The sequence below is a fragment of the Duganella sp. AC917 genome (assembly GCF_979258245.1).
This window is the reverse complement of record NZ_OZ409848.1, coordinates 5,429,614-5,451,531: the sequence shown is the minus strand read 5'-3', so window position 1 is coordinate 5,451,531 and position 21,918 is coordinate 5,429,614. Positions and strand designations below refer to the sequence as shown.

Annotated in this window: 25 protein-coding genes; 9 read left to right on the top strand and 16 right to left on the bottom strand. The window is 65.1% G+C overall.

Annotated features, from left to right (window positions below; translation table 11 throughout):
- The first annotated feature begins 65 nt into the window (after positions 1-65).
- On the top strand, positions 66-710 hold the full coding sequence (locus ACZ0BA_RS23860; RefSeq protein ID WP_463453631.1) for a TetR/AcrR family transcriptional regulator: 645 nt from the start codon (positions 66-68) through the stop codon (positions 708-710).
- Here ACZ0BA_RS23860 and ACZ0BA_RS23855 read toward each other — a convergent pair.
- The gene (locus ACZ0BA_RS23855) at positions 689-1,777 is read right to left on the bottom strand and encodes a WD40/YVTN/BNR-like repeat-containing protein (protein WP_463453630.1); all 1,089 of its coding nucleotides are present in this window, start codon (positions 1,775-1,777) and stop codon (positions 689-691) included. The genes ACZ0BA_RS23860 and ACZ0BA_RS23855 overlap by 22 nt on opposite strands.
- A 1-nt stretch (position 1,778) precedes the next feature.
- Complete coding sequence (locus ACZ0BA_RS23850) at positions 1,779-2,048, bottom strand: MoaD/ThiS family protein (RefSeq protein ID WP_463453629.1); 270 nt, start codon at positions 2,046-2,048, stop codon at positions 1,779-1,781.
- A 99-nt stretch (positions 2,049-2,147) separates the two neighbouring features.
- On the opposite strand from ACZ0BA_RS23850, the gene ACZ0BA_RS23845 reads away from it, so the two are divergent.
- A complete protein-coding gene (locus tag ACZ0BA_RS23845; RefSeq protein WP_463453628.1) occupies positions 2,148-2,459 on the top strand; it encodes a hypothetical protein in 312 nt (103 codons plus the stop codon).
- Between the two features lie 3 nt (positions 2,460-2,462).
- Here the strand turns inward: ACZ0BA_RS23845 and ACZ0BA_RS23840 are convergent, their stop codons facing one another.
- The 4 genes from ACZ0BA_RS23840 to ACZ0BA_RS23825 are packed head-to-tail and all read right to left on the bottom strand — an operon-like array spanning position 2,463 to position 6,347.
- A complete protein-coding gene (locus ACZ0BA_RS23840) occupies positions 2,463-2,750 on the bottom strand; it encodes a 2Fe-2S iron-sulfur cluster-binding protein (RefSeq protein ID WP_463453627.1) in 288 nt (95 codons plus the stop codon).
- A gap of 54 nt (positions 2,751-2,804) precedes the next feature.
- A complete protein-coding gene (locus ACZ0BA_RS23835) occupies positions 2,805-3,731 on the bottom strand; it encodes an ABC transporter permease (protein WP_463453626.1) in 927 nt (308 codons plus the stop codon).
- Entirely contained in the window at positions 3,728-4,816 is a 1,089-nt protein-coding gene (locus tag ACZ0BA_RS23830; RefSeq protein WP_463453625.1) for an ABC transporter permease, read from the bottom strand. The genes ACZ0BA_RS23835 and ACZ0BA_RS23830 overlap by 4 nt, the downstream gene beginning before the upstream one ends.
- Positions 4,803-6,347 carry an ABC transporter ATP-binding protein gene (locus ACZ0BA_RS23825; protein ID WP_463453624.1) on the bottom strand — a complete coding sequence of 515 codons (1,545 nt, stop codon included), beginning with the start codon at positions 6,345-6,347 and terminating at the stop codon, positions 4,803-4,805. Before ACZ0BA_RS23825 ends, ACZ0BA_RS23830 begins: the two co-directional genes overlap by 14 nt.
- Positions 6,348-6,570: 223 nt before the next feature.
- On the opposite strand from ACZ0BA_RS23825, the gene ACZ0BA_RS23820 reads away from it, so the two are divergent.
- The 4 genes from ACZ0BA_RS23820 (at position 6,571) to ACZ0BA_RS23805 (ending at position 10,488) form a co-directional block, all read left to right on the top strand.
- A complete protein-coding gene (locus ACZ0BA_RS23820; RefSeq protein WP_463453623.1) occupies positions 6,571-7,344 on the top strand; it encodes a GntR family transcriptional regulator in 774 nt (257 codons plus the stop codon).
- A gap of 114 nt (positions 7,345-7,458) precedes the next feature.
- On the top strand, positions 7,459-8,313 hold the full coding sequence (locus ACZ0BA_RS23815) for an outer envelope protein (RefSeq protein WP_463454821.1): 855 nt from the start codon (positions 7,459-7,461) through the stop codon (positions 8,311-8,313).
- Positions 8,314-8,343: 30 nt separating this feature from the next.
- Positions 8,344-9,426, top strand: coding sequence for a BMP family ABC transporter substrate-binding protein (locus tag ACZ0BA_RS23810; protein WP_463453622.1), 1,083 nt, complete (start codon positions 8,344-8,346; stop codon positions 9,424-9,426).
- Positions 9,427-9,471: 45 nt separating this feature from the next.
- Entirely contained in the window at positions 9,472-10,488 is a 1,017-nt protein-coding gene (locus ACZ0BA_RS23805) for an aromatic ring-hydroxylating dioxygenase subunit alpha (protein WP_463453621.1), read from the top strand.
- A gap of 21 nt (positions 10,489-10,509) precedes the next feature.
- Here the strand turns inward: ACZ0BA_RS23805 and ACZ0BA_RS23800 are convergent, their stop codons facing one another.
- Genes ACZ0BA_RS23800 through ACZ0BA_RS23775 form a run of 6 tightly spaced genes read right to left on the bottom strand, consistent with a single transcriptional unit; the run spans position 10,510 to position 13,615 of the window.
- A complete protein-coding gene (locus tag ACZ0BA_RS23800) occupies positions 10,510-10,893 on the bottom strand; it encodes a DUF6916 family protein (protein ID WP_463453620.1) in 384 nt (127 codons plus the stop codon).
- Positions 10,894-10,906: 13 nt separating this feature from the next.
- The gene (locus ACZ0BA_RS23795) at positions 10,907-11,389 is read right to left on the bottom strand and encodes a GNAT family N-acetyltransferase (RefSeq protein ID WP_463453619.1); all 483 of its coding nucleotides are present in this window, start codon (positions 11,387-11,389) and stop codon (positions 10,907-10,909) included.
- Between the two features lie 4 nt (positions 11,390-11,393).
- A complete protein-coding gene (locus ACZ0BA_RS23790) occupies positions 11,394-11,915 on the bottom strand; it encodes a phage tail protein (RefSeq protein WP_463453618.1) in 522 nt (173 codons plus the stop codon).
- Positions 11,916-11,923: 8 nt separating this feature from the next.
- The gene (locus ACZ0BA_RS23785) at positions 11,924-12,460 is read right to left on the bottom strand and encodes a phage tail protein (protein WP_463453617.1); all 537 of its coding nucleotides are present in this window, start codon (positions 12,458-12,460) and stop codon (positions 11,924-11,926) included.
- A gap of 18 nt (positions 12,461-12,478) precedes the next feature.
- Positions 12,479-12,991, bottom strand: a complete 513-nt coding sequence (locus ACZ0BA_RS23780) for a phage tail protein (protein WP_463453616.1) — start codon at positions 12,989-12,991, stop codon at positions 12,479-12,481.
- A 21-nt stretch (positions 12,992-13,012) separates the two neighbouring features.
- Entirely contained in the window at positions 13,013-13,615 is a 603-nt protein-coding gene (locus ACZ0BA_RS23775; RefSeq protein ID WP_463453615.1) for a PEP-CTERM sorting domain-containing protein, read from the bottom strand.
- Between the two features lie 129 nt (positions 13,616-13,744).
- Between ACZ0BA_RS23775 and ACZ0BA_RS23770 the strand changes: the two genes are divergently transcribed.
- From ACZ0BA_RS23770 to ACZ0BA_RS23760, 3 genes are all read left to right on the top strand, one after another.
- On the top strand, positions 13,745-14,224 hold the full coding sequence (locus ACZ0BA_RS23770; RefSeq protein WP_463453614.1) for a nucleoside deaminase: 480 nt from the start codon (positions 13,745-13,747) through the stop codon (positions 14,222-14,224).
- A gap of 141 nt (positions 14,225-14,365) precedes the next feature.
- Positions 14,366-14,947, top strand: a complete 582-nt coding sequence (locus ACZ0BA_RS23765) for a hypothetical protein (protein WP_463453613.1) — start codon at positions 14,366-14,368, stop codon at positions 14,945-14,947.
- 251 nt (positions 14,948-15,198) lie between these two features.
- Complete coding sequence (locus ACZ0BA_RS23760) at positions 15,199-15,612, top strand: EF-hand domain-containing protein (RefSeq protein WP_463453612.1); 414 nt, start codon at positions 15,199-15,201, stop codon at positions 15,610-15,612.
- 12 nt (positions 15,613-15,624) lie between these two features.
- On the opposite strand, the gene ACZ0BA_RS23755 is transcribed toward ACZ0BA_RS23760, so the two are convergent.
- From ACZ0BA_RS23755 to ACZ0BA_RS23740, 4 genes are read right to left on the bottom strand one after another with little or no spacing between them, the layout of a single operon-like run.
- Positions 15,625-16,824 (bottom strand): hybrid sensor histidine kinase/response regulator, encoded by a 1,200-nt coding sequence (locus ACZ0BA_RS23755; RefSeq protein ID WP_463453611.1) that lies wholly within the window; start codon positions 16,822-16,824, stop codon positions 15,625-15,627.
- Positions 16,824-17,483 (bottom strand): chemotaxis protein CheB, encoded by a 660-nt coding sequence (locus ACZ0BA_RS23750; RefSeq protein ID WP_463453610.1) that lies wholly within the window; start codon positions 17,481-17,483, stop codon positions 16,824-16,826. The genes ACZ0BA_RS23755 and ACZ0BA_RS23750 overlap by 1 nt, the downstream gene beginning before the upstream one ends.
- 2 nt (positions 17,484-17,485) lie before the next feature.
- Positions 17,486-18,304, bottom strand: coding sequence for a CheR family methyltransferase (locus tag ACZ0BA_RS23745; RefSeq protein WP_463453609.1), 819 nt, complete (start codon positions 18,302-18,304; stop codon positions 17,486-17,488).
- 14 nt (positions 18,305-18,318) lie between these two features.
- Positions 18,319-21,864: a response regulator gene (locus ACZ0BA_RS23740; RefSeq protein ID WP_463453608.1), complete on the bottom strand. Its 3,546-nt coding sequence runs from the start codon at positions 21,862-21,864 to the stop codon at positions 18,319-18,321.
- Positions 21,865-21,918 lie beyond the last annotated feature (54 nt).

Below are 21,918 nucleotides of genomic sequence, written 5' to 3'. Positions count from 1 at the left end.
ATGTACACTACACAGTGTAGTTCCATTTTTTGAGAAAGTAAACCGAACGGTGTAAAATAAACGCCATGAACCTGCCCCTCAAGCTCACCGACCGTAAGCGCCAGGCCGTCGTCGACGCCGCCATTGCCGAGTTCCGCACCAGCGGTTTCGAGGCGACCAGCATGGACAAGATCGCCGCCACGGCCGGCGTATCGAAGCGCACCGTCTACAACCACTTCCCCAGTAAAGACGAACTGTTCGCGCAAATATTGCATCAATTGTGGACCAGTACGTCGGCGCTGATGGAAACACCGTACGTGCCGGAATTGCCGTTGCGGCAACAGCTGATGGAAATCCTCGGCAAGAAGATGGCGATGTTGCAGGACGCGTACTTTTTAGATCTGGCGCGGGTGGCGATCGCCGAGACCATCCACTCGCCGGCGCGCGCCCACGAGATGGTGGCGCGCCTCACCGCCAAGGAGGAAGCCGTCACGCAATGGCTGCGCGCGGCACAGGCCGACGGCAAGCTGCGCGACGCCGATCCGGTGCTGGCCTCGCAGATGCTGCAGGGGCAACTGAAGACCTTTGCCTTTTGGCCGCAGGTCACGCTCAACCAGCCGCCTCTGGACCAGGCCACGCAGCAAAAGGTGCTGGACGCCACGGTCGATATGTTTTTGGCCTACTACGGCCCCGAGGCGAACTTAGCCAATCAGGCGAAACTGACCGCGTAAATCGGCGGCAAGGTCGTGGACACGGTCTGCCACTGGCCGCCGCCGTCCTCCGACAGCCAGGCGCCGCCGGTCGTCGAGCCCATCAACAACAATTGACCGTCGTCGCTGACCGCCAGCCCGTGCCGGTAGACCAGGTCGTAGCAATGTTGCTGGGGCAGGCCGCCGCGCCACGCGGTGAAGCTTTGGCCGCCGTCGATGGTGCGGGTGACGGCCAGCGCCGCGCGCGGCGGCACCCGCTTGCTGTCGGCTTCGGCCGGTACGAACCACGCGGTCTCGCCGTTCTGTGGATGCACCGCCGTCGCGAAACCAAAGTTCGATAGCGGCGCCGCATGCACCTCGGTCCAGTTGGCGCCGTTGTCGACGCTGCGCCAGATGCCGTTGTGATGCTGGCACCACAGCTTGTCCGGCTCGCCCGCGCAGCGCACGATGCGGTGCGGGTCTTGCACCGCCTCCACCTCGGCCAGCTCGGGTGGCATATAGCTTGCGACCATGCCCCTGGCGCGCGGCGCCCAGCTCTCGCCGCCGTCGTTGGTCAGCCAGGCTCCGCCGCACGACACGCCCACCAGCACCGACCGGCTGTCGCGCGGATCGACGCAAATGCTATGGATACCCGGCACGTCGTAGCCGCCGCCCATCCATTGCGCGCGCTCGGGAATGTTCCACAGCGGCTCCACCAGCTGCCAGCTGTCGCCCCGGTCGTTCGACCGGAACAGGCCGCCCGGCAGGGTTCCCGCCCACAGCACGCCCGGCTGGTCCGGCCCGCCTGCCGCGAGCGACCAGATCTGCTTGACGGCCCACTCGACCTTGTCGTCACTATCCACAGGCTTGGGCGGAAACGCCGGCGCCGCGATCTCCACCCACTCGGCGGCGCCCGGATCGAGCCGGTGCAGCTTGCTGCCGAAATGGCCCAGGCTCAGCGCCGCGTACAAGGTGCCGTCGCGCCGGTCCGGCAATACCATCGACACCGGATCGCCAAGAAAATGCTGCCGGTCCACATGCCACGCCTCGTGCGTACGGTAGATTTCGAACAGCCCTTTGCGGGTCGCGAGATAGGCGCGGTCGGACATATCAGCCTCCTGATAGAGCTTGCAAGATATAGACTTTGGAAAACGGTGCGAGCGCGTCGTTCAAGCGTTCGCGTTCGCGGGTGCGCTGGCCGTCGATGAAAATGACGACGTTCTCGCGCAGCCGGCCCTGTTCGTCGAGCACGTAGCCGCGCAGCCTGGGGTGGGCGTCGAACGCATGGTCGAGGGCGCCGCGTAGATCGGCCGCGTCGGTCTCCACCTGCGGCACGGTCATGAATCGACCCAATTGCTGGGTAAAAATCAGTTGCGCCATATTTATTTTCTCGTTGGTCGACTGGATTCAGCACAGATTCTAACGCGGATTGGCGCCGGTTTCGCTAAAATGAAAACGCGTCAACTACGGGAGCACCGCATGTCGATTACGCCGCAAGAGCTGGAATTGCTGATGCAAGAGGTGGAGAAGGAGGATCCGATCGATTTCGCCGACCTGCCGTTCGACGAACATGATCTGCGCGGGCTGATTTCCAACCACCTGTGCGAGATGGCCGACGCCATGGAGAACTTCAGCGACGAGGACAAGCATCTGACGCTGCTGGCCGTCGCAGCCAAGCTCGTGCTGGAGAACATGGTGCTCAACATCCAGCTATTGCGCCGCCACGGCGTACCGCTCAGCGAATCGGCCGACGCGCTGCTGAGCCGGTTGCGCAAAGGGCCGGGGGCATAGCAATCACGCCGTGCGTTTGGCGGCCGGCGCGACGATCACCAGATCGGTCTCCGCCACCGCCACGCACGGCAGGATGTACCCTTCGCGCTTCTCGTCCAGGCTCAGGCCCGGCCACTCGCTCTTGTAACGCACCGTGCCGCTCGTGCTCAGGCAGATGCAGGTGCGGCAGGTGCCGTTGCGGCACGAACTGGGCAGGCGCACGCCGGCCCGCTCGGCCGCCTCCATCACCGTCGCGGGCGCCGCCGCGTCGAAGCTCCAACCCTGCCCCGCCAATGTCACCGTGCCGCCCATGCCGTCGATTCCCTATCGCCAAAGCGCCATCATACAATCCGCGCGCGACGGCACTCAATCCGGCTTGAAGTTCTGTCCGAGCGACATGGGCTTGTTGAGCAGGATCGTCTGCGGATTGCGGCAGATAATCACCAGCACCACAATGGTGGCCAGATAAGGCAGCATCGACAGGAACTCCGACGGAATCGCCAGTCCCAAGCCCTGCCCATGGAACTGCAGCACCGTCACGCCGCCGAACAGATAGGCGCCCACCAGCACGCCGCGCGGCTTCCACGTCGCAAACACCACCTGCGCCAGCGCGATCCAGCCGCGTCCCGCCGTCATGCCCTCGACCCACATCGGCGTCAGCGCCAGCGACAGGTAGGCGCCACCCAGGCCGGCCATGGCGCCGCCGAACAACACCGTGCCATAGCGTAGCGCGATGACCGGAAAGCCGATCGCATGGGCGCTGTGCGGCGACTCGCCGACGGCGCGTATCACGAGGCCAAGGCGGGTGCGCGCCAGCATCCAGCCAATCAGCATCACCAGCGCCACCGACGCGTACACCATGCCGTCGAAGCGGAACAGCAGCGGACCGACAAACGGCATCTCCGACAGCAGCGGAAAGGTCAGCTGCGGCATGCGCTCCACCGTCTGCCCGACGAAGCCGCGTCCCATGAACGCGGAGACGCCGATGCCAAACAACGTCAACGCCAGTCCGGTGGCCACTTGGTTGGTCTGCAACGTCAGCACCAGGAAGCCGAAGATCAGCGACATCGCCATCCCAGCCGCCATTGCCGCGAGAAGCCCGAGCCACATCTGGCCGGTGGCCAGGGTGACGCCGAAGCCGGTCACGGCGCCGACCAGCATCATGCCCTCCATGCCCAGATTGAGCACGCCGGAACGCTCGGTCACCAGTTCGCCCATCGAGGCCACCACCAGCGGCGTGGCGGCGCCCGCGGTACTGGCGAGGAAGGCGATTAACAGCGCGGTATCGATCATGCGGTTTCTCCCACAACGGCAGACATGGAGCGCTTGCGCGGTTTGAATCGGTAGTGGATGAACAGGTCGGCCGCCAGTAGGTAAAACAGCAGCAGTCCCTGGAACATGCCGGTGATCGCGGACGGCACCTGCAGTTCGATCTGCGCCGTCTCGCCGCCGATGTACAGCAGCGACATCAGCATCGCCGACAGCACCACGCCCAGCGGATGCAGGCGTCCCACATAGGCGACGATGATCGCCGCGAAGCCGTAGCCGGCCGACACCGACGGCTGCATCTGGCCCAACGGACCGGCCACTTCGCCGACACCGGCCACGCCGGCTAGCGCGCCGCTGACCATGAAGGCCAGCCACACGTTGCGCGGTTCGCTGAACCCCGCGTACAGGGCGGCGGCGGGCGCCATGCCGCTGACCTGCATGCGGTAGCCGGCGAAGGTATGCTTGCAGAAGAACCAGGCCGCCGCCGCCGCGAGCAGCGACAGGATGAAGGCGGCGTTGACGCGCAAGCCCTCCACGAGCAAAGGCAAGGTGGCCGATACGCTGAACATCTTCGACTGCGGAAAATTGAAGCCGTCCGGATCGCGCATGGGCCCATGCACCAGATAACTTAACAGATGGTAGGCGACGTACACCAGCATCAGGCTGACCAGGATTTCGCTGGTGTTGAAACGGGTGCGCAGCAGCGACGGTATCGCCGCCCACAGCATGCCGCCCAGCGCGCCGGCGGCCAGCATCAACGGCAGCACCCACCAAGCCTCGACCTGGTCGAAATACAGCGCCACGGCGCCGGCGGCGATCGCGCCGATGGTCAGTTGGCCGTCGGCGCCGATGTTGGCGACGTTGGCACGAAAGCCGATCGCCAGCCCCACGCCGCACAGGATCAGCGGCGTCGCCTTCAGCAGCAGCTCGCCCACGCCATACAATGTGGTCCACGGCTTGATGAAATACACGTTGAACGCGTGCAGCGGCTCCTGGCCCAGGAAGAAGAACAGCACGGAGCCGGTCAGCAACATGGCAGCCGCCGCGATCAGCGGCGACGCCAGCATCATGCGGCGCGAAGGTTCCGGACGGCGTTCAAGCCTCGACATGGTCGGCTCCCTGGTAGTCGAAATCGCCGCTCATCCACACGCCGATCTGGTTGATGCCGGTGCCGGCGGCCGGCACGGCGCGCGACAGGCGGCCATCGGCCAGCACCGCGATGCGATCGCTCAGCATGAATAATTCGTCGAGCTCCTCGGACAGAACCAGTACCGCCACGCCCTGGTCGCGCATATCGAGGATGGCCTGACGTATCAGCATCGCGGCGCCGACGTCCACGCCCCATGTCGGCTGCGCAAACACCATCACCCTCGGCGCCAACTCGATCTCGCGGCCGACGATGAACTTTTGCAGGTTGCCGCCCGAGAGGCTGGAGGCGGCCGACTGCTCGCCGCCGCACTTGACGTTGAAGCGTTCTATGACCTTGCGCGCGAAGTCCCGCACCGCCCCGCGCTGTATCAGGCCGTCTTTCACCATGCCGGTGTTGGCTGCCGGCAGATAGCCGGTCAGCAGTGCGTTGTCGGCCAGCGACAGCTCTGGCGCGGCGCCGCGTCCCAGGCGCTCCTCCGGCACGAAGCCCAATCCCAGCTGACGGCGTCGCGCGGCGTCGAGCGTGCCCACGTCCAGGGTGCCTAACCGGATAGCGCCTGCGGCTCCACGCAGCGGACGCTCGCCGGAGATGGCCTTCAACAGCTCCTGCTGGCCGTTGCCGGAAATGCCGGCGATGCCGACGATCTCGCCGCCGCGCAGTTGCAGGTTGATGTCCTTGAGCCGCGTGCCGAAAGGATCTTCGCTGTCCACGCTCAATGCTTCGATGGCGAGCATCACCTCGCCCGGCGCGCGTGGCGTGTTGACGCACACCGGCAGCTCGCGGCCGATCATCAATTCGGCCAGCGAGCGTGCGCTTTCCTGTTTCGGGTTAGCGGTGCCGGACACGCGTCCGCCGCGCAGCACCGTCGCCTTGTCGCACAGCGACTGGATTTCGTCGAGCTTGTGGCTGATATACAGGATGCTCACTCCTTCGGAGGCCAGGCGTCGCAGCGATTCGAACAATTTGAGCACCGCGTCGGGCGTCAACACCGAGGTCGGCTCGTCCATGATCAGCAATCGCGGCGACTGCAGCAGGCAGCGCACGATCTCCACCCGCTGCCGCTCGCCCACCGACATGCTGTGCACCAGCCGCTGCGGATCGAGCGGCAAGCCGTATTGTTCCGAGACGGCGCGGATGCGCGGCGCCAGTTCGGTCGGCGTCACCTTATCGTCCAGCGCCAGCGCGATGTTTTCGGCCACCGTCAGCGTCTCGAACACCGCAAAGTGCTGGAACACCATGCCGATGCCCAGCTTGCGCGCGTCATGCGGAGAGTTGATATGGACCTGGCGTCCCTCCCAGATCACCTGGCCCTCATCGGGCTTCGTCACGCCGTAGATGATCTTCATCAGCGTACTTTTACCGGCGCCGTTCTCGCCCAGCACCGCGTGAATCTCGCCGGGCATCACGGTCAGGTCGACGCCGGCGTTGGCCACCACGGACGGATAAATCTTGGAGATGCCGAGCATCTGCAGACGGGGTGCTTGCTTCATCCGCTGTCCTCATCGTATACAAAGTAGTTACGGCATCAGACGCAAATAACATGCCACGCGAGGACAGGGCTGGCGCGCTCTTTTCTAACGCAGCCCGCACTAAAGAAGACATAAACATCACCAAAAACGTGCGCGGCATGCCCGGGGTTGTACACAAACCATACGCAGAAGTGAGCACACTTCCTGCTTATATATACGTGTGTATTCAATGGAGATTCAACAGATGTCATCCACCAGTTCCGCGCGCCCACAAGGCAAACGTATTAGCGCAGGCAAGGCCGATCCGGCCGCCCCGGCCACTGACAAAACCGCAGCGCCCAGGCGCGGCACCACCGGCGTCGATATGCGCATCTACCGCGCCGTCGTCCACGCCGTCATGAGCCACCGCCTGCCGCCCGGCACCCATCTGGGCGAAGCCGATTTCTGCGAGCTCTATCAAGTCAGCCGCACCACCGTGCGCAAGGCGCTGCAACGGCTTGCGCACGACCACATCATCGAGCTGCGCCCCAATCGCGGCGCCGTCGTCGCCTCGCCCACGCCGGAAGAGGCGCGCGACATCTTCGCCGCACGCCGCGCCATCGAACGCGAGATCATGCCGCTGGTGATTCGCAACGCCACACCGGCATCGCTGCGGCAGATACGCGCCGCGCTGGAAGCGGAGGACCAGGCGCGCCGCACCGGCGACCGCGCCGGCTGGATACGATTGGGCGGCGAGTTCCACATCCTGCTGGCGGAGCTGGCCGGCAACCGCGTGCTTCAGCGCTTCATGGCGGAGCTGGTGTCGCGCTGTTCGCTGATTATCGCGCTGTACGAAAAGCCCGGCGCGCCGATGTGCGGCAACCACGAACACCAGGATCTGGCGACCTTGATCGAGCAGGGAAATGTCGCCGAGGCGACGCATCTGATCGAACACCACCTGCTGGAAATCGAAGCGCGCCTGCACCTCGACACCAGCCAGAAAAAGGTCAACCTGGCCGAAGTTTTGTCCGGGCTGTGAGGCATCTGGCCTGCAAATTGCTAGGGTTACAGAACGAGATTGAATCCAATCCATCGCCCGGATTGGATACTAAAATAGTTCGTTCATACCACCCAACCCACTGGAGTTAGCATGATGTCTCAACTCGCAACCCGCACCGCAGCACTCCTCCTTCTCGCCAGCTGCGCCTGCTCGGCCCAGGCCGCCGAATGGAGCGACACGTCGCTCGGCTACCGCTACGGCACCCGCTTCGCCGAGCCGTTCAACGACAACGACATCACCAAGAACATCGTCAACTTCAGCCATGTATCGGGCTACAAATACGGCAAGAATTTTCTCAACGTCGACTTCCTGATGTCGTCGCACGACGATCCCTCGTCGGCCGGTGCGGCCAGCGGCGCGCACGAAGCGTACGCCGTGTACCGCCACACGCTCGACCTGGGCAAGGTCACCGGCAGCAATTGGGCTTTCGGTCCGGTGCGCGGCGTCGGCGCCACGCTGGGCTTCGACTACAACAGCAAGACCGACGCCGGCTACAACTCCAAGAAGCGCATGGTGGTCGCCGGCCCGACCTTGATGATGGACGTGCCGGGCTTCCTCGACATCAGCCTGCTCGCGCTTTGGGAGAGCAATGCGCCGTTCAACACCTACACCAACGTCGCCACGCCGCGCTACCGCTACGACACGCACGCCATGCTCACCGCCGCGTGGGGCATCCCGTTCAACATCGGCATTCCGCTGTCGTTCGAAGGATACGCCAACTTCATCGGCAAGAAGGGCAAGGACGAATTCGGCGGCGACACCGCGCGCGAAACCAACATCGACATGCAAGTCATGTACGACGCCAGCGCCGTCGTCGGCGCGCCGAAGAACACCTTCAAGGTCGGCCTCGAATACCAGTACTGGAAAAACAAGTTCGGCAACTCGGACAAGAACAACCCCGGCGCCACCGCCAGAACGCCGATGGTCCGCGCGGAATATCACTTCTAATCCACTTTCTACATCGCCAAAGGAAACCGCATGATGAATCGTCGCACACTGATCGCGCTCGCCGCGCTGGCCGCCACCCTCGGCGCCGCCGCCCTTCCCGCGCTGGCGGCCGAACCGCTGAAAATCGGCTTCGTCTACGTCGGCCCGGTCGGCGACGCCGGCTGGACCTACGCCCACGACCAGGGCCGCCTGGCGATGGAAAAAGCGCTGGCCGGCAAAGTCAAATCCACCTACGTGGAAAACGTGCCGGAAGGCGCCGATGCGGAACGCGTGATCCGCAAGCTGGTCGCGGAGGGGAACAAGCTGATTTTCACCACCTCGTTCGGCTATATGAATCCGACCGAGAAAGTGGCCAAGTCCACACCCGGCGTCGTGTTCGTCCACGCCACCGGTTTCAAGACCGGCAAGAACCTGGCAACCTACGAATCGCGCCTGTACGAGGGCGCGTACCTGAACGGCATCCTGGCCGGCAAAATGACCAAGTCCAAAACGCTGGGCTTCATCGCCTCCTTCCCGGTGCCTGAAGTGATCCGCAACATCAACGCCTTCACGCTGGGCGCGCAAAGCGTCAACCCGGGCATCAAGACCAAAGTGATCTGGGTGAACTCGTGGTACGACCCGGCCAAGGAACGCCAGGCGGCGGAAACGCTGGTGGCGCAAGGCGCCGACGTGATGGCGCAAAACACCGACTCCCCGGCCACGCTGCAGGTGGCGCAGGAAAAAGGCGTGTACGCCTTCGGCTGGGACTCGGACATGTCGCGCTTCGCGCCGAAAGCCCACCTGACCGCCGCCACCAACGACTGGTCGGGCTACTACACCGACACCGCCAAGGCGGTCATGGCCGGCACGTGGAAAACCGGCGACTATCGCGGCGGCCTGAAAGAAGGCATGGTCAAGATGTCCAAGCTGAACGCCGTGGTTCCGACCGACGCGGCCAAGATCTTCGAGGAGAAAAAGGCGGCGATGACGGCAGGCACCTTCAACCCGTTCTCCGGTCCGATCAAGGACCAATCGGGCGCGGTCAAGTACGCGGCCGGCGTCGCCGTGCCGCTGAAGGACCTGCTGTCGATGAACTTCTACGTGCAGGGCGTGGACGGCGTCATTCCCAAGTAAGCGTGCAAAGGCGGGGCGCCCACGGCCCCGCCGACCGGAACCCACATGACGACCGATCCCGTACTATTGAACGACTGGCATCCGGTGGCGCTGTCCTCGCGGATAGCGGCCGGCGCCATCACCGCGACCGACCTGCTGGACACGCGCATCGCCTTGTGGCGCGACAGCGCCGGCGCCATCCACGCCTGGGAAGACCGCTGCCCGCATCGCGGCACGCGCCTGTCGATGGGCGCGATCGAGGCGGGCACGCAAGGCGAGACGCTGCGTTGCGCCTACCACGGCTGGCGCTTCGACGGCGAGGGCCGCTGCCGGCACGTCCCCGCGCTGCCGGATCTGCAACCCGACCAGCTGAAAGCGCGGGTCGGCATCTTCCACGCGCAGGAAAAATACGGGATGGTATGGGTGTGCACCGGTACGCCTGCCGAATCCGGGCCGCCGCGCTTTCCCGAGTTCGCGGACGAGCGCCTGCGCAAGGTCTGGTGCGGGCCGTACGAGGTGCACAGCAGCGGCCCGCGCATCGTCGAAAATTTCCTCGACATGGCGCATTTCGCCTTTGTGCACGAGGGCATACTGGGCGTGCCGGAACAGGCGGCGATTCCCGACTACACGGTCGAGACGTTCGACGATGCCGACTACGGCAGCGGGGTCCGGGCCAAACGCTGCCGCGCGTGGCAGCCGCAGGCCAGCAAGGCCGCCATCAGCGGCAGCGACATCGAATACACCTACCGGGTGGTGCGGCCGCTGACGGCGATACTGACCAAACACCGGCCGGGCGCCGTCGCCGAGGCGATCGCATTGCTGCCGCAACCGCTGACCGAAACCACCACGCGCGTGTGGATCATCATGGCGCTGGACGATTTCACCTCCGACGACGACGCGCTGCGCGCCTTCCAGGACACCATCTTCCTGCAGGACCTGCCGATATTGGAAAGCCAGGGCCCCGCGCGGCTGCCGCTGATCCCGGGCGCAGAAGTATCGGTGGCGTGCGACCGCATGTCGCTGGCCTATCGCAGTTACCTGAAGCGGCAAAACCTGCGCTACGGCGTGCTGCGCGACGATTGACGCCCCGGCATCGGCCCGCCCTCAGCGGGCAGCGGACGCCAGCAATGTAAAATCGGCACGGTAGTAGTTCCCCTCAGGCCCTTTGCCGGCCGGTTCCAGGTAGAGCGCCAGCTTGCCGGTCACCGGGTGTTCGATCTCGTAGACCGCCGCCGGCAGCGCCGCGCCGGCACCGGCGAACAACAGCGAAAACTGGTCGAACTCCCTGGCCTGGTCGCGGCGCTTGACCTTCAACAGCGTGACGCTGGTGCCGCTGGTGCTGGCATACAGGTTGAAAGTCTGCCCCGTGAGCGTCTGGTAGGTGGCGCCGCCCGGCTGCCGCGGCGTGGCCGCGAACGCGCTTGCCGCGTGCAGGCCGGCGCCGCCCAGCAAGGCGCCACCGGCGAAAATGAAGTTCCTGCGTTCCATGAAGATTCCCCAGTCAGGTTGCCGCTGGCGCGCCGGCGGCGCGCCATTCCATCGATTGATACAGGCCGCCATCGCTGGCGGCCTCGAAGCCCAGCCGCGCATACAGCGACCGCGCGCGGTTGGTGGGCAATACGCTCAGGCGCAACGGCAGCGCGTGGGCGCCGGCGCGCGTCATCAAGGCGCGCAGCAGGCCGGCGCCGATGCCGCGGTTGCGCACCTCCGGCAGCAGGCTGATATCGACCAGCCGCACGCCGGTTTCGTCGCAATCGACATACAGCCGCCCCACCGGCCGGTCGCCGTCGACCACCACGCTCACCTCCGCATGCGGAAAGCGCGCCAGGTATTGCTGCTGCTGGGCCGCGAACTGCATCGCGACGATGCGCTCGCGCAGCACCTCGTCGGCCAGCGCGGCCAGGTCCTGGCGCGTGCCGCGGTAAAGCCGCAGCATGAATTCCGCATCCTGCGCCGTGGCCGGGCGTAGCGTGATGGCGCTCATCGGCTCACCAGCGCGCCGGAAAAATGCCCTGCGTGGCGATGATGAAATTGACCTCGAGGTAAGGCTGCAGGTTGTTGTGCGGCTGGCCGCCGCCCGCCACCGAGATCGGATTGGCGGCCATCGGCGCCAGGTTGCTGGGCGCGCGGTAGGGGGGCGTCGGCGACGACACGCCGGCCGGCAGGTTGCCCGCCGGCGAGGTGCTGGTGGCCGCCTGCGAAGTGGCGCGTAGCTGGTGGCCGTGGGACGGCAGCTGCGGCGTCTGCAGGCTGACGCTGGCGCTGCCGCTGCGCTCGCCCAGGTCGCGCGGCGTCAGTCCGGGACCGTCGCCGGTGCCAAGCGGCAGGCGCTGGCGCAGGTCGGGCAGGGCGAAGTTGTTCTTGCCGTCGCCGCCATAAGAAGTGCCCAGCAGCGCGAACAGCGCCGTGTTTTGCGAGATCGGCAAGAACTGGCCGTTGCACAAGGCCCACCCGGACGGGGCGAAGTTACCGCTGAACATGCGGATTTCGGCGATGAATGGATCTGACATGGTCGGTCCTAGTAAGGTGACGGGAACTCGCCAAACAGCGCAATGATGAAATTGATCGCCAGGAAAGGCGCCATGTTGTCGTGCGGCTGGCCGCCGCCCTCCGGCCGCACGGCACCCGCGTACATCGGCGTGAGCGCGGTGGGCGCGCCGTACAGCTTGGGCTTGGGCAGCGGCGTGCCGGGCACGTAGGAGCCGGTGGTGATGTCGAGCGCGGCGCCGGCCTTGGCCGGGGCCGCCGTGCTGGCGCCCACCGCGTGGGTGTGGTCCGGCATCTGGGTGGCCGTCAGCGTCACCGTTTCCGCGCCGCCGTGGTCGCCCGCCAGGTAGTCGTACCCGGCGTTCGCGCCGACATGAATCGGCACCCGGCCGCGCAGGTCGGGCAGCGCGAAGGTTTGCTGGCCATCGCCGCCGTAGGTGGTACCGATCAGCGCGAACAGCGCGTCGTTCTCGTTGATCGGTAGCACCGCGCCGTCGCAGAACCGCCACCCGTACGGAGGGAAATTGCCGGCGAAGATGCGGATTTCGCCAATATAAGGTTGGGACATGGAGGACTCCGGCCGCGGTCAGAAGTGGGAAGGGTAAATGCCCGACAGGCAGATGCCGAACGTGCTGGTGGCATACGGCTGCATATTGTTGTGCGGCGCGCCGCCGCCGGCCGGCGCCACGGCCAGCGCGCCGAGCGCGGCGCTACCATCGGCCGGACTGAACATGTTGATGGCGCCGGCTGGCACCGACGACAGCACCGCGCCGCCCGGCGCCGGCGTATGGCCCGGATTGCCCGGCGCCTCGGCCAGCAGCGCGTGCCGGTGGGCCGGCATCTCCGCCAGCGTCAGCGTGTGGCTGACCGCGCCGCCGCGCTGGCCGGGGGTGCCGTCAGCCGTGTGCATCGGCGCGCGCCCGCGCAGGTCGGGCAAGGCGAAGCTGTTTTGTCCGTTGCCGCCATAGTAGGTGCCAAGCAGCGAAAACAGCGCCTGGTTGCTATTGATCGGCAACAGCTGGCCGTTGCAGGCGGCCCAGCCTTTCGGCACGAAATTAAACGAAAACATGCGGATTTCTCCGAGGAAGGCTTCGGACATGGCGACTCCGGCGTGGTGGACTTAGAAAGACCGCTGTTGGCGTTGCTTGAGGGCGAGGCCGATCAGGCCCAGGCCCAGCACCAGCATCGACACCGACGCCGGTTCCGGCACGGTGCCGACCCCGACCCCGGTCTGCACCAGTGAAATATTGTCCAGCTGGTTATAGGCGAAGTAGTTGCGGTTGCCAAAGCTGAGCAAGCCGAAAGTGCCGTTGCCCAGCAGGCCGGTGATGGTGAAATGCTGCCAGTCGTGGCTGACGTCGGTCTCGCCGAACACCTGCGCGCCGTTGAACAGGACCAGGGCCTCGGTGTCGGTCGCCTCGACCGGATCGGCTTGCACTTGCAAATCGAATTCCAGCGTATAAATGCCGTTCACCGCCGTGGCGACCTGCTGGCTGATGTAGCCGAGGTTGTCGTAGGCCGATTCGCTGAAGACCTGGTTCAGCGGCGGCACGGCGGCGCTGTAGTCGGGGCCGACGAATTGACCGCTGGGGTCGCCGCTCGAGGTCCAGCCCAGCAGGGTGGCGGTTTCAAAATCGCCGTTCTGCACCAGATTGACGGCGGCGTGGACCGGCGCCGCGCACAGCGACGCCACGCAGATTAACGCGGTGAGAATTTTGGACATTGTGCGCCTTTTTGTTTAACATCAGGGATGAACGCTGAGGCACATCATACCGGCGAAGAATTATCAAAATGACATAATATTATTTGATGACATTATGCTATCTAATAGCATTTTTATATGACTTAGCCGATGACCACAGCCACGCCGCAAGACCACGAATTCCTCAGCCGGGTGCTGGCGCTGGCGCAGCGCTCGCGCGACGAAGGCCACCACCCGTTCGCGGCGATGGTGGTGGCCGCCGACGGCAGCGTCATCGCCGAGGCGATGAACGCCTCCAGCAGCGACCGCACCGCGCACGCGGAGATGAACGCGCTGCGCATGGCGTCGCAGCGTTACAGCCCCGCGCAACTGGCCGGCGCCACCTTGTACGCCAACGCCGAACCGTGCGCGATGTGCGCCGGCGGCACCTACTGGAGCGGCGTCGGCCGGGTCGTCTACGCGATGTCGGAAGCGAGCCTGCTGCAACTGACCGGTAGCGATCCCGAAAATCCGACCTTGTCGCTGCCGTGCCGCGACGTCTTCGCGCGCGGCCAGCGCCCGACAGAAGTTATCGGTCCGCTGCGCGAAGACGAGGCGCGCCTCGCCCACGCCGGCTTCTGGCAAAAATAAAAACCCGAGGGCAACGATACCGCTCGGGCTGCCTATTTTCAACGTAGTGACTAGCTTGATACGCCTTAAAGCTGAGCTCCCGCGACGGTCTAGTCTTGAAGTCATGCAGGCCGGTCCGGCCTGCCATTTCAAGGAGTCGCCATGTTCTCACTTCAACTTTCCCACCTCTTCTCGTCGCGCCTCATGCGCCCCATGGCCCTGCTGGCCGTGGCCGCGCTGTCGGCACCGGGTACCGCGCTGGCCAGCAGCCCCTGGACCGGCGGCGGCTCGATGGGCGCCATCGATGAATCGTGCTACCTCGCCGTTCAGATGGACAACTCCGAAGCAAGGCTCGCCCCGGGCCTGCTGTTGCCGTGCAAGATACGCTATCAGGTCACCGACTCGTTCGGCAGCATGTCCACCGCCACGCTGGCCATGTTTGCGCACATCCGTGACAACAGCGTCACGGCCGGCAAAGTGGTGGTGCGGCTGTATGAGTATCCCAACAGCGGCACCACGCCGGCCGGCAACCTGATGGCGACGATCGACAGCGATACGCTGGCCGGCACGCCGATCGCGGCCACCGGTTTCACGCGCTACCGCTTCCCTGCGGCCTGCGCCGGCGCCATGAATCTGAACTTCACGGCCAACACCTATTGGATCGAGGTCGACATGACCCCAGCCTTGCTGCCGGCCCTGCCTGGCCTGGCGATCGGCTCGCTACAACTGCGCAATTGCAGCTGATGCATCAGCACCAGGGCGGCGCCCATCGTTGCGCGGCCGCCCTTTTCAACCCTTCAATCAATGCCATTTGGCATACATTGCACACTTACCGTTTCGACAAAATTACCAGCAAAAACAAGCACTTAAACCATCAAAACGATGTTTCCTGGCGACAAAATCGCACCGCACAATAGAAGGTGTTTGATTAATTCGGACATTGGGATCAAAGTGTCAACCTGAGCCGTGCATCGATTGATGGCGGGGAGATAACCATGAACCTTTTACATCTGACCACACTGACAGCCCTGCTGGCGACCGCCCAGGCGGGCGCGCAAACTCCGCCAGGGGAACCACCGGCGCCGGCCGTCAGGACGGCATCGGCCGCCGGCGCGGCCACGCCGTATTCCGATTCCTACGTGCCGCGATCGATGCGCCAGCCGCAGCGCGACATCGCGCCCGGCCCGGTGCTGCTGCGCTTCACCACGCTGCAAAAGCTGAAGAAACGCTTCGAGGACGCCGACGCCGACCGCAGCGGCACGCTAAACCGAGAGGAAGCCCGCCAGGCCGGCCTGACCATCGTCGACAAGAACTTCGACAGCATCGACACGGCGCAGCGCGGCAACGTCAGCTTTGACGATTTGAACGCCTATCTGGTCCAGCGCCGCGAGGAATCCGGCTCGCGCTGACGCAGCGCGCCGTTACGCCGGCGGCGCGTCCCTGCGCGGCAAGGCCAAGGTGAACACCGCGCCCTCGCCGGGAATGCTGGCCACGGTCAACGTGCCCTCGTGCACCTCGGCCAGCTCGCGCGAGATATACAGGCCCAGTCCCAGGCCCGACGGCACCTCGTTGCCGACGCCGCGCTCGTAGGGCTCAAAGATTTTCTGCTGCTGCTCGGGCGCGATGCCCGGACCATGGTCGCGCACCTCGACCCGCACCACATCCTCGCCAACCACCAGCGACACCGCCACCGGCTGCTGCGCGCCGTAGCGCAGCGCGTTGGTCAGCAGGTTGACGACGATCTGCTCGATGCGGAACTCGTCCCACCAGCCGCTGACCGGCGTATCGGCGTCGAGGCTGATGCTGCAGCCGGCCGTGTTGGCCTGCGGCGTCAGATCGTGCACCACCCGCCGCAGCAGGCCCGACATCTCCACCCAGCCCGGCCGCAGCGACAGCTTGCCGCTGCGGATGCGCGACACGTCGAGCATGTCGTCGATCAGGCGGATGATGCTCTGGATCTGGCGGTCGTCGCGCGCTACCATGCGCTGCAACTGCTCGGCGCCGAACGCGGCCATGTTGCCGCGCTCGAGCTGCATCTTGCGCAATTGCGTTTCCAGGTACAAGGTGTTGAGCGGCGTGCGCATCTCGTGCGACACCATCGACATGAACTCGTCGCGCATCGACAGCGCCCGCTGCAGCTGCGCCTGCGCCGCGTTCAGTTCGGCCAGCGTGGCCTCCTGCTTTTGCCGCGCCAGCTCCAGCGCCTGCACCTGGCGCCGCGTGGCCTCGCGCTGCTCGTACAACGCGACAAAGACCTCGACCTTGCTGCGCACGGCGCGCGAATCGAGCGGCTTGTAGAGCACGTCGACGGCGCCGGCCTCGTAACCCTTGAACGAATAGTTAAGCTCCTTGCCGGCGGCGGTGACGAACACGATCGGGATTTGCCGGGTGCGTTCGGTGCCGCGCATCAGCTCGGCAAGTTCGAAGCCGTCCATGCCGGGCATCTGCACGTCGAGGAAGGCCATCGCGAAGTCGTGCTGCAGCAGCAAGGCGAGCGCCTCTTCGCCGGAGCCGGCCTGGAAGATCTCGCGCCCGGCGCCGCGGATGACGGCATTGAGCGCTTGCAGGTTTTCCGGCAGATCGTCGACGATCAGCACTTTGGTCGGTTGCTCGGCTTGCATTAATTATTCTCCAGCATCAACAGCATTGTATGTATCGCGTCCAGGTGCAGGACCAGGTCCGGCGTCCGCAGACGGATTGCTTCTTTCGGCATCGTGGCCACCTCGGCCTCGTCCGGGTCCTGCACCACCGTCAGGCCGCCGGCGCGGCCGATCGCGGCCAGGCCGGCGGCGCCATCGTGATTGGCGCCGGTCAATAAAATGCCCAGCAAAGCCGGGCCGTAGGCGTCCGCCGCCGACTCCATCAGGAAATCGATCGCGGGACGGGCGAAGTGCAGCGGCGCCTCGCAACTGAGCGAAAAACTGCGGTCCGACTCCACCGACAAATGGTAGCCGGAACCGCCGAAGTACAGCGTACCGGATGACAGCGGTTCCTTGTCGCCGGCCTCGCATACCCGCAGCGCCACGCGCTGGCGGAACACCTCGGCCAGCTGGCTTTGGCGCTTCTCCGGCAGGTGCAGCAGCGCCACCAGCGGCCGGCCGTAACCGGCGGGCAGGCCGGGCAGCAACTTGAGCAGCGCGCCGACGCCGCCGGCCGAGGCGCCGATCACCACCGCCTCGATGGTGCGCCCGGCGATCGCGGCGGCGATCGCCCGCGTGGCCGCCTCGCCCTTTTGCGCACCCGGTGGCACAGCCGTCGTCGAACCCGTATTCGGCGCCATCTCTAACGCTTCCTGAACAGCCGCTCACGCTTTTGCACCGGCTCGAAGCTGGGTGCGTAGGCGGAAAAATCGATGCTTTCCTTGCTGCCGAGGCCGAGAAAACCGCGATGGCACAGCGATTCGTGGAACAACCCGAAAGCGCGCTCCTGCAGCCTTTTCTTAAAATAGATCATCACGTTGCGGCAACTGATCAAATGGGTCTCGGCAAACACGGCGTCGGTCGCCAGGCTGTGGTCGGCGTACGTGACGTTTTCGCACAGCGAACTGTCGAACAGCGCGGCATTGTAGGCCGCCGTGTAATAGTCGGAAAAGCTGCGCGTGCCGCCGGCGGCCTGGTAGTTTGCAGTATATTCGCGCATGGCGTCGAGCGGGAAGACGCCCTTGCGGGCCTTCTCCAGCGACTGCGGATTGATGTCGGTCGCGTAGATCATGCTGCGCTCGAGCAAACCCTCCTCGCGCAGCAGGATCGCCATCGACACCACTTCCTCGCCGGTGCTGCAGCCGGCGATCCAGATCTTCAGCGACGGATAAGTGCGCAACACCGGCACCACGTGCTCGCGCAGCGCCTTGAAATAGCTGGGGTCGCGGAACATCGACGTCACCGGGATCGTCAGGTATTGCAGCAACTGGCTGAACGCGGACGGCTCGTGCATGATGCGCGCCTGCAGCGCCGAGATGTTGGCGCAATCCATTTCCTTGAGCGCATGCAGCACGCGGCGCTTTTGCGAGGCGCCGGTGTAGTCGCGGAAATCGTAGCTGTACTTCATGTAGATGGCTTCCATCAACACTTTCAGCTCGATATCGGTGTCGCTATGTTGCATACGCTGTCATCCCTTCACGCGCCGCGCTCGCCGTTGGGCATCCACACCCGCAGCAAGGAATACAGGCGCGACAGGTCGATCGGCTTGGCCAGGTAATCGCTGGCGCCGGCGGCCAGGCATTGTTCCTGGTCGTCCTTCATCGCCTTGGCGGTGATGGCGATGATCGGCAGGCGCGTGAAGCGGGCGTCGGTGCGGATGTGGCGGGTCGCCTCCAGGCCGTCCATGCCGGGCATCATCACGTCCATCAGCACCAGGTCGATATCCGGGTGCTGGTCGAGTTTTTCAATCGCCTCGAAACCGTTGCGGCCCACCTCGACCAGCACGCCCTTCTGCTCCAGCGCGCTAGTCAGCGCGAAGATGTTGCGCACGTCGTCGTCGACCAGCAGGATGCGGCGGCCTTCGAACACGCGGTCGCGCGAGCGCACCGTGCGCAGCATGGTCTGGCGCTCGGACGACAGATCGGCCTCGACCTTGTGCAGGAACAAGGTCACCTCGTCGAGCAGGCGCTCCGGCGAGCGGGCGCCCTTGATGATGATCGAGCGCGAATACTTGTGCAGGTCGGCCTCCTCGGCGCGCGACAGGTTGCGGCCGGTGTAGACGATCACCGGCGGGAACGCCGCCAGCTGCTCGCCGGACATGCGCTGCAACAATTCGTTGCCCTGCATGTCAGGCAGCTTGAGGTCGATGATCATGCAATCGAACACGGTGGTGCGCAGCAGCGCCAGCGCCTCCTCGCCGCTGCCGACGTCGATGATGTCGACGTCGTCGTCGGCGATCAGCCGCACCACGCTGTCGCGCTGGCGGTCGTCGTCCTCGACCAGCAGCACGCGTTTGATCTTTTGCGTCAGCTTGCTCTCGATGCGGTGGAACACTTCCATCAATTGCTCGCGGGTCGTCGGCTTGAGCGCAAAACCGATCGCGCCCAGGTGCAGCGCGGCCTCGCCAGCATCCGAGCCGGACACCACGTGCACCGGAATGTGGCGGGTCTGGGCGTCGTCCTTGAGCATTTGCAGCACCGACAGGCCGGAGCGGTCCGGCAGGCGGATGTCGAGCAACACTGCGTTCGGACGGTGCAGGCGCGCCAGTTCCAACCCCTCGTCGGCGTCGAAGGCGACCAGGCAGCGGTATTGTTTTTCGTGCGCCAGGTCGTACAGGATGCGGGCGAAGGTGGGATCGTCCTCGATCACCAGCACCGAGCGGGCGTTGTCGACGCCGGCCAGCAGCTGATCGCGGTCATCGTCGAAAGCGCGTACGCGCGGGGCCGCTTGCTCGCTGTCGGCGCCGTGCGCTTCGCTTGGCGCCGGCGAGGTCGCCGCGATGGCCAGGCCCAGCGACGTGGCCGCGTAGGCGCCGACGCCGCCATTGTCATCCATGCTGGCCGGCGCGCTGGCGCTGCCGACGCGCGGCCCCGGCTCCGGCGCGGTCCAGCGCAGCGGCATCGTCAAGGTGAAGCAGCTGCCCTTGCCCGGTTCGCTGACCAGGCTGATCGCGCCGCCCAGCAAATGCGCCAGGTCGCGCGAGATCGACAGGCCGAGCCCGGTGCCGCCGTACTTGCGGCTGGTGGTGCCGTCGGCCTGCTGGAAGGCGTTGAAAATGCCTTGCTGGTCTTCCTGGCGGATGCCGATGCCGGTATCCTGCACCGAGAAACCGACCGCGCCCTCGCCGGCGCCGTGCACGGCCAAGGTGATCTGGCCGCTGCTGGTGAACTTGAGCGCGTTCGACAGCAGGTTCTTGAGGATCTGTTCCAGGCGCTGGCGGTCGGTGACCATGTGCGTGGCCACGTCGTCGGCCACCTGCACGTGGAAGCCCAGTTTCTTTTGCTGCGCCAGCGGTTCGAACACCATAGCCATGCCTTCGACCACGTGGCGCAGCGACAGCTGCTCCGGCACCAGTTCCAGCTTGCCGGCCTCGACTTTGGAGATGTCGAGGATATCGTTGATCAGGTTCAGCAGATCGTTGCCGGCCGAGTAGATCGTGTTGGCGAAGCGCACCTGCTCGTCGTTCAGGTTGCCGGCGGAGTTCTCCGACAGCAGCTTGGCCAGGATCAGCGAGCTGTTCAGCGGCGTGCGCAACTCGTGCGACATGTTCGCCAGGAACTGCGATTTGTACTGGCTGGCGCGCTCCAGTTCGCGGGCGCGCGCCTCCAGGTCCGACTGCGCCTTGAGCAGCGCGGCATTTTTGTGGTCCAGCGCGGTGCCCTGCTCGGCCAGTTGCTCGTTGGTCTGTTCCAGCTCGGCCTTCTGGTTCTCCAGGCTGGCCTGTGATTCCTCCAGCACGCGCGACTGTTCCTCCAGCTCCTCGTTGGCTGTGCGCAATTCCTCCTGCTGCACCTGCAATTCCTCGTTGAGCTGCTGGGTTTCCTCCAGCACTTCCTGCAAACGCTGGCGCGACTGGCTGGCCTCGATGGCGTTGCCGATGTTGCCCTTGACCAGGGTCAGGAAATCCATGTCCCGCACCGCGATCGGCCTAAGCAGACCGATTTCGATCACGCCGTTGACCTCACCGTCGTTGTCCAGCGGCGCCATGAGCACGCTGGCCGGCGTCCCCGATCCTAGGCCGGAACTGACCTGAATGTAATCGACCGGCACTTTGTCGAGGCGGATCAGGCGCCGTTCCAGCGCCGCTTGCGCCACCAGGCTCTCGCCCGACTTCAGTTGCTGGTCGCGCTGCTCCCACTCGGCGCTAAAGCCGTAGGACGCCACCCGGCGCAGGCTGCCGTCACGGTTGCGCAGGTACAGCGCGCCGACCACCGCGTTCATGTATCGCGCCAGGAACTGCAGCAGCACCGCCGACAGTTGCGGCAGCGCCAGCTGGCCGATGCCCTGCTGCGCGAGCTCGCTCTGGCCGGTGCGCAGCCAGGCTTGCTGCTGCAACAGATCGGCGTGCTCGGTGTGCTGGCGCAGCACGTCGTCATAGGTTTTCGACAGGCCGAGCAGCTCGCGCCGGCCGAACCACGCCAGCGCGCCGCCCACGCCCAGGGTCAGCACCAGGTACACCACCGCCACCAGGATGGTCACGCTGCGGGCCGAGGCGTTGCGGTCCTGCCGCATGCGCATCTCGATTTCGATGAAAGCGTCGAGCTGGCGGCGGATCTCGTCGAACTGGTTCTTGCCGCGCCCGGTCTTGACCGGTCCCGTCACATCGCCGTTGGCCGCGCGCAGCCGTATCATTTCCTGCGCATACTGGTCCCATTGGCGGTGTTGGGCCTCGATCACTCGCAGGCGGTCGACCTGGGCGTGGTTGTCTTTGACCAGGTCCACCAGGCTCGCCAGGCTGGACACGACTTTCGGCTTCGCCAACACATAGGGTTGCAGGAAAGTCTCGTCGCCGGCCAGCATGTAGCCACGCAGGCCGGTCTCCATATCGACCATTTCCTTGCTGATCTCGCTGGCGTTGCCGATCACGCGCTCGCTGTGCTCAACCCAGTTCATGGTCGTGACCAGGTATACCAGCAGCACGACGAACACGCCGGCGCTGACGACGCCGGCCGCCAGCGGCAAGGTGATATTACGGGCAAGAATACGACGGAAAGCAACGTCGTCGAGCGTTTTATTGGGCATGGCGGGGACCAAGATAACTGGAGAAGCAAGATTTTATCTCAAATACAAGCTTGA

Coding starts and splice junctions, on each gene's coding strand:
- ACZ0BA_RS23765 (WP_463453613.1), top strand. CDS start 14,366: ATGTTCTCACTTCAACTTTCCCACCTCTTCTCGTCGCGCCTCATGCGC.
- ACZ0BA_RS23760 (WP_463453612.1), top strand. CDS start 15,199: ATGAACCTTTTACATCTGACCACACTGACAGCCCTGCTGGCGACCGCC.
- ACZ0BA_RS23800 (WP_463453620.1), bottom strand. CDS start 10,893: ATGGAACGCAGGAACTTCATTTTCGCCGGTGGCGCCTTGCTGGGCGGC.
- ACZ0BA_RS23820 (WP_463453623.1), top strand. CDS start 6,571: ATGTCATCCACCAGTTCCGCGCGCCCACAAGGCAAACGTATTAGCGCA.
- ACZ0BA_RS23860 (WP_463453631.1), top strand. CDS start 66: ATGAACCTGCCCCTCAAGCTCACCGACCGTAAGCGCCAGGCCGTCGTC.
- ACZ0BA_RS23740 (WP_463453608.1), bottom strand. CDS start 21,864: ATGCCCAATAAAACGCTCGACGACGTTGCTTTCCGTCGTATTCTTGCC.
- ACZ0BA_RS23785 (WP_463453617.1), bottom strand. CDS start 12,460: ATGTCCCAACCTTATATTGGCGAAATCCGCATCTTCGCCGGCAATTTC.
- ACZ0BA_RS23840 (WP_463453627.1), bottom strand. CDS start 2,750: ATGGGCGGCACGGTGACATTGGCGGGGCAGGGTTGGAGCTTCGACGCG.
- ACZ0BA_RS23745 (WP_463453609.1), bottom strand. CDS start 18,304: ATGCAACATAGCGACACCGATATCGAGCTGAAAGTGTTGATGGAAGCC.
- ACZ0BA_RS23845 (WP_463453628.1), top strand. CDS start 2,148: ATGTCGATTACGCCGCAAGAGCTGGAATTGCTGATGCAAGAGGTGGAG.
- ACZ0BA_RS23790 (WP_463453618.1), bottom strand. CDS start 11,915: ATGTCAGATCCATTCATCGCCGAAATCCGCATGTTCAGCGGTAACTTC.
- ACZ0BA_RS23750 (WP_463453610.1), bottom strand. CDS start 17,483: ATGGCGCCGAATACGGGTTCGACGACGGCTGTGCCACCGGGTGCGCAA.
- ACZ0BA_RS23810 (WP_463453622.1), top strand. CDS start 8,344: ATGATGAATCGTCGCACACTGATCGCGCTCGCCGCGCTGGCCGCCACC.
- ACZ0BA_RS23805 (WP_463453621.1), top strand. CDS start 9,472: ATGACGACCGATCCCGTACTATTGAACGACTGGCATCCGGTGGCGCTG.
- ACZ0BA_RS23795 (WP_463453619.1), bottom strand. CDS start 11,389: ATGAGCGCCATCACGCTACGCCCGGCCACGGCGCAGGATGCGGAATTC.
- ACZ0BA_RS23780 (WP_463453616.1), bottom strand. CDS start 12,991: ATGTCCGAAGCCTTCCTCGGAGAAATCCGCATGTTTTCGTTTAATTTC.
- ACZ0BA_RS23850 (WP_463453629.1), bottom strand. CDS start 2,048: ATGGCGCAACTGATTTTTACCCAGCAATTGGGTCGATTCATGACCGTG.
- ACZ0BA_RS23775 (WP_463453615.1), bottom strand. CDS start 13,615: ATGTCCAAAATTCTCACCGCGTTAATCTGCGTGGCGTCGCTGTGCGCG.
- ACZ0BA_RS23855 (WP_463453630.1), bottom strand. CDS start 1,777: ATGTCCGACCGCGCCTATCTCGCGACCCGCAAAGGGCTGTTCGAAATC.
- ACZ0BA_RS23770 (WP_463453614.1), top strand. CDS start 13,745: ATGACCACAGCCACGCCGCAAGACCACGAATTCCTCAGCCGGGTGCTG.
- ACZ0BA_RS23825 (WP_463453624.1), bottom strand. CDS start 6,347: ATGAAGCAAGCACCCCGTCTGCAGATGCTCGGCATCTCCAAGATTTAT.
- ACZ0BA_RS23830 (WP_463453625.1), bottom strand. CDS start 4,816: ATGTCGAGGCTTGAACGCCGTCCGGAACCTTCGCGCCGCATGATGCTG.
- ACZ0BA_RS23835 (WP_463453626.1), bottom strand. CDS start 3,731: ATGATCGATACCGCGCTGTTAATCGCCTTCCTCGCCAGTACCGCGGGC.
- ACZ0BA_RS23755 (WP_463453611.1), bottom strand. CDS start 16,824: ATGCAAGCCGAGCAACCGACCAAAGTGCTGATCGTCGACGATCTGCCG.
- ACZ0BA_RS23815 (WP_463454821.1), top strand. CDS start 7,459: ATGTCTCAACTCGCAACCCGCACCGCAGCACTCCTCCTTCTCGCCAGC.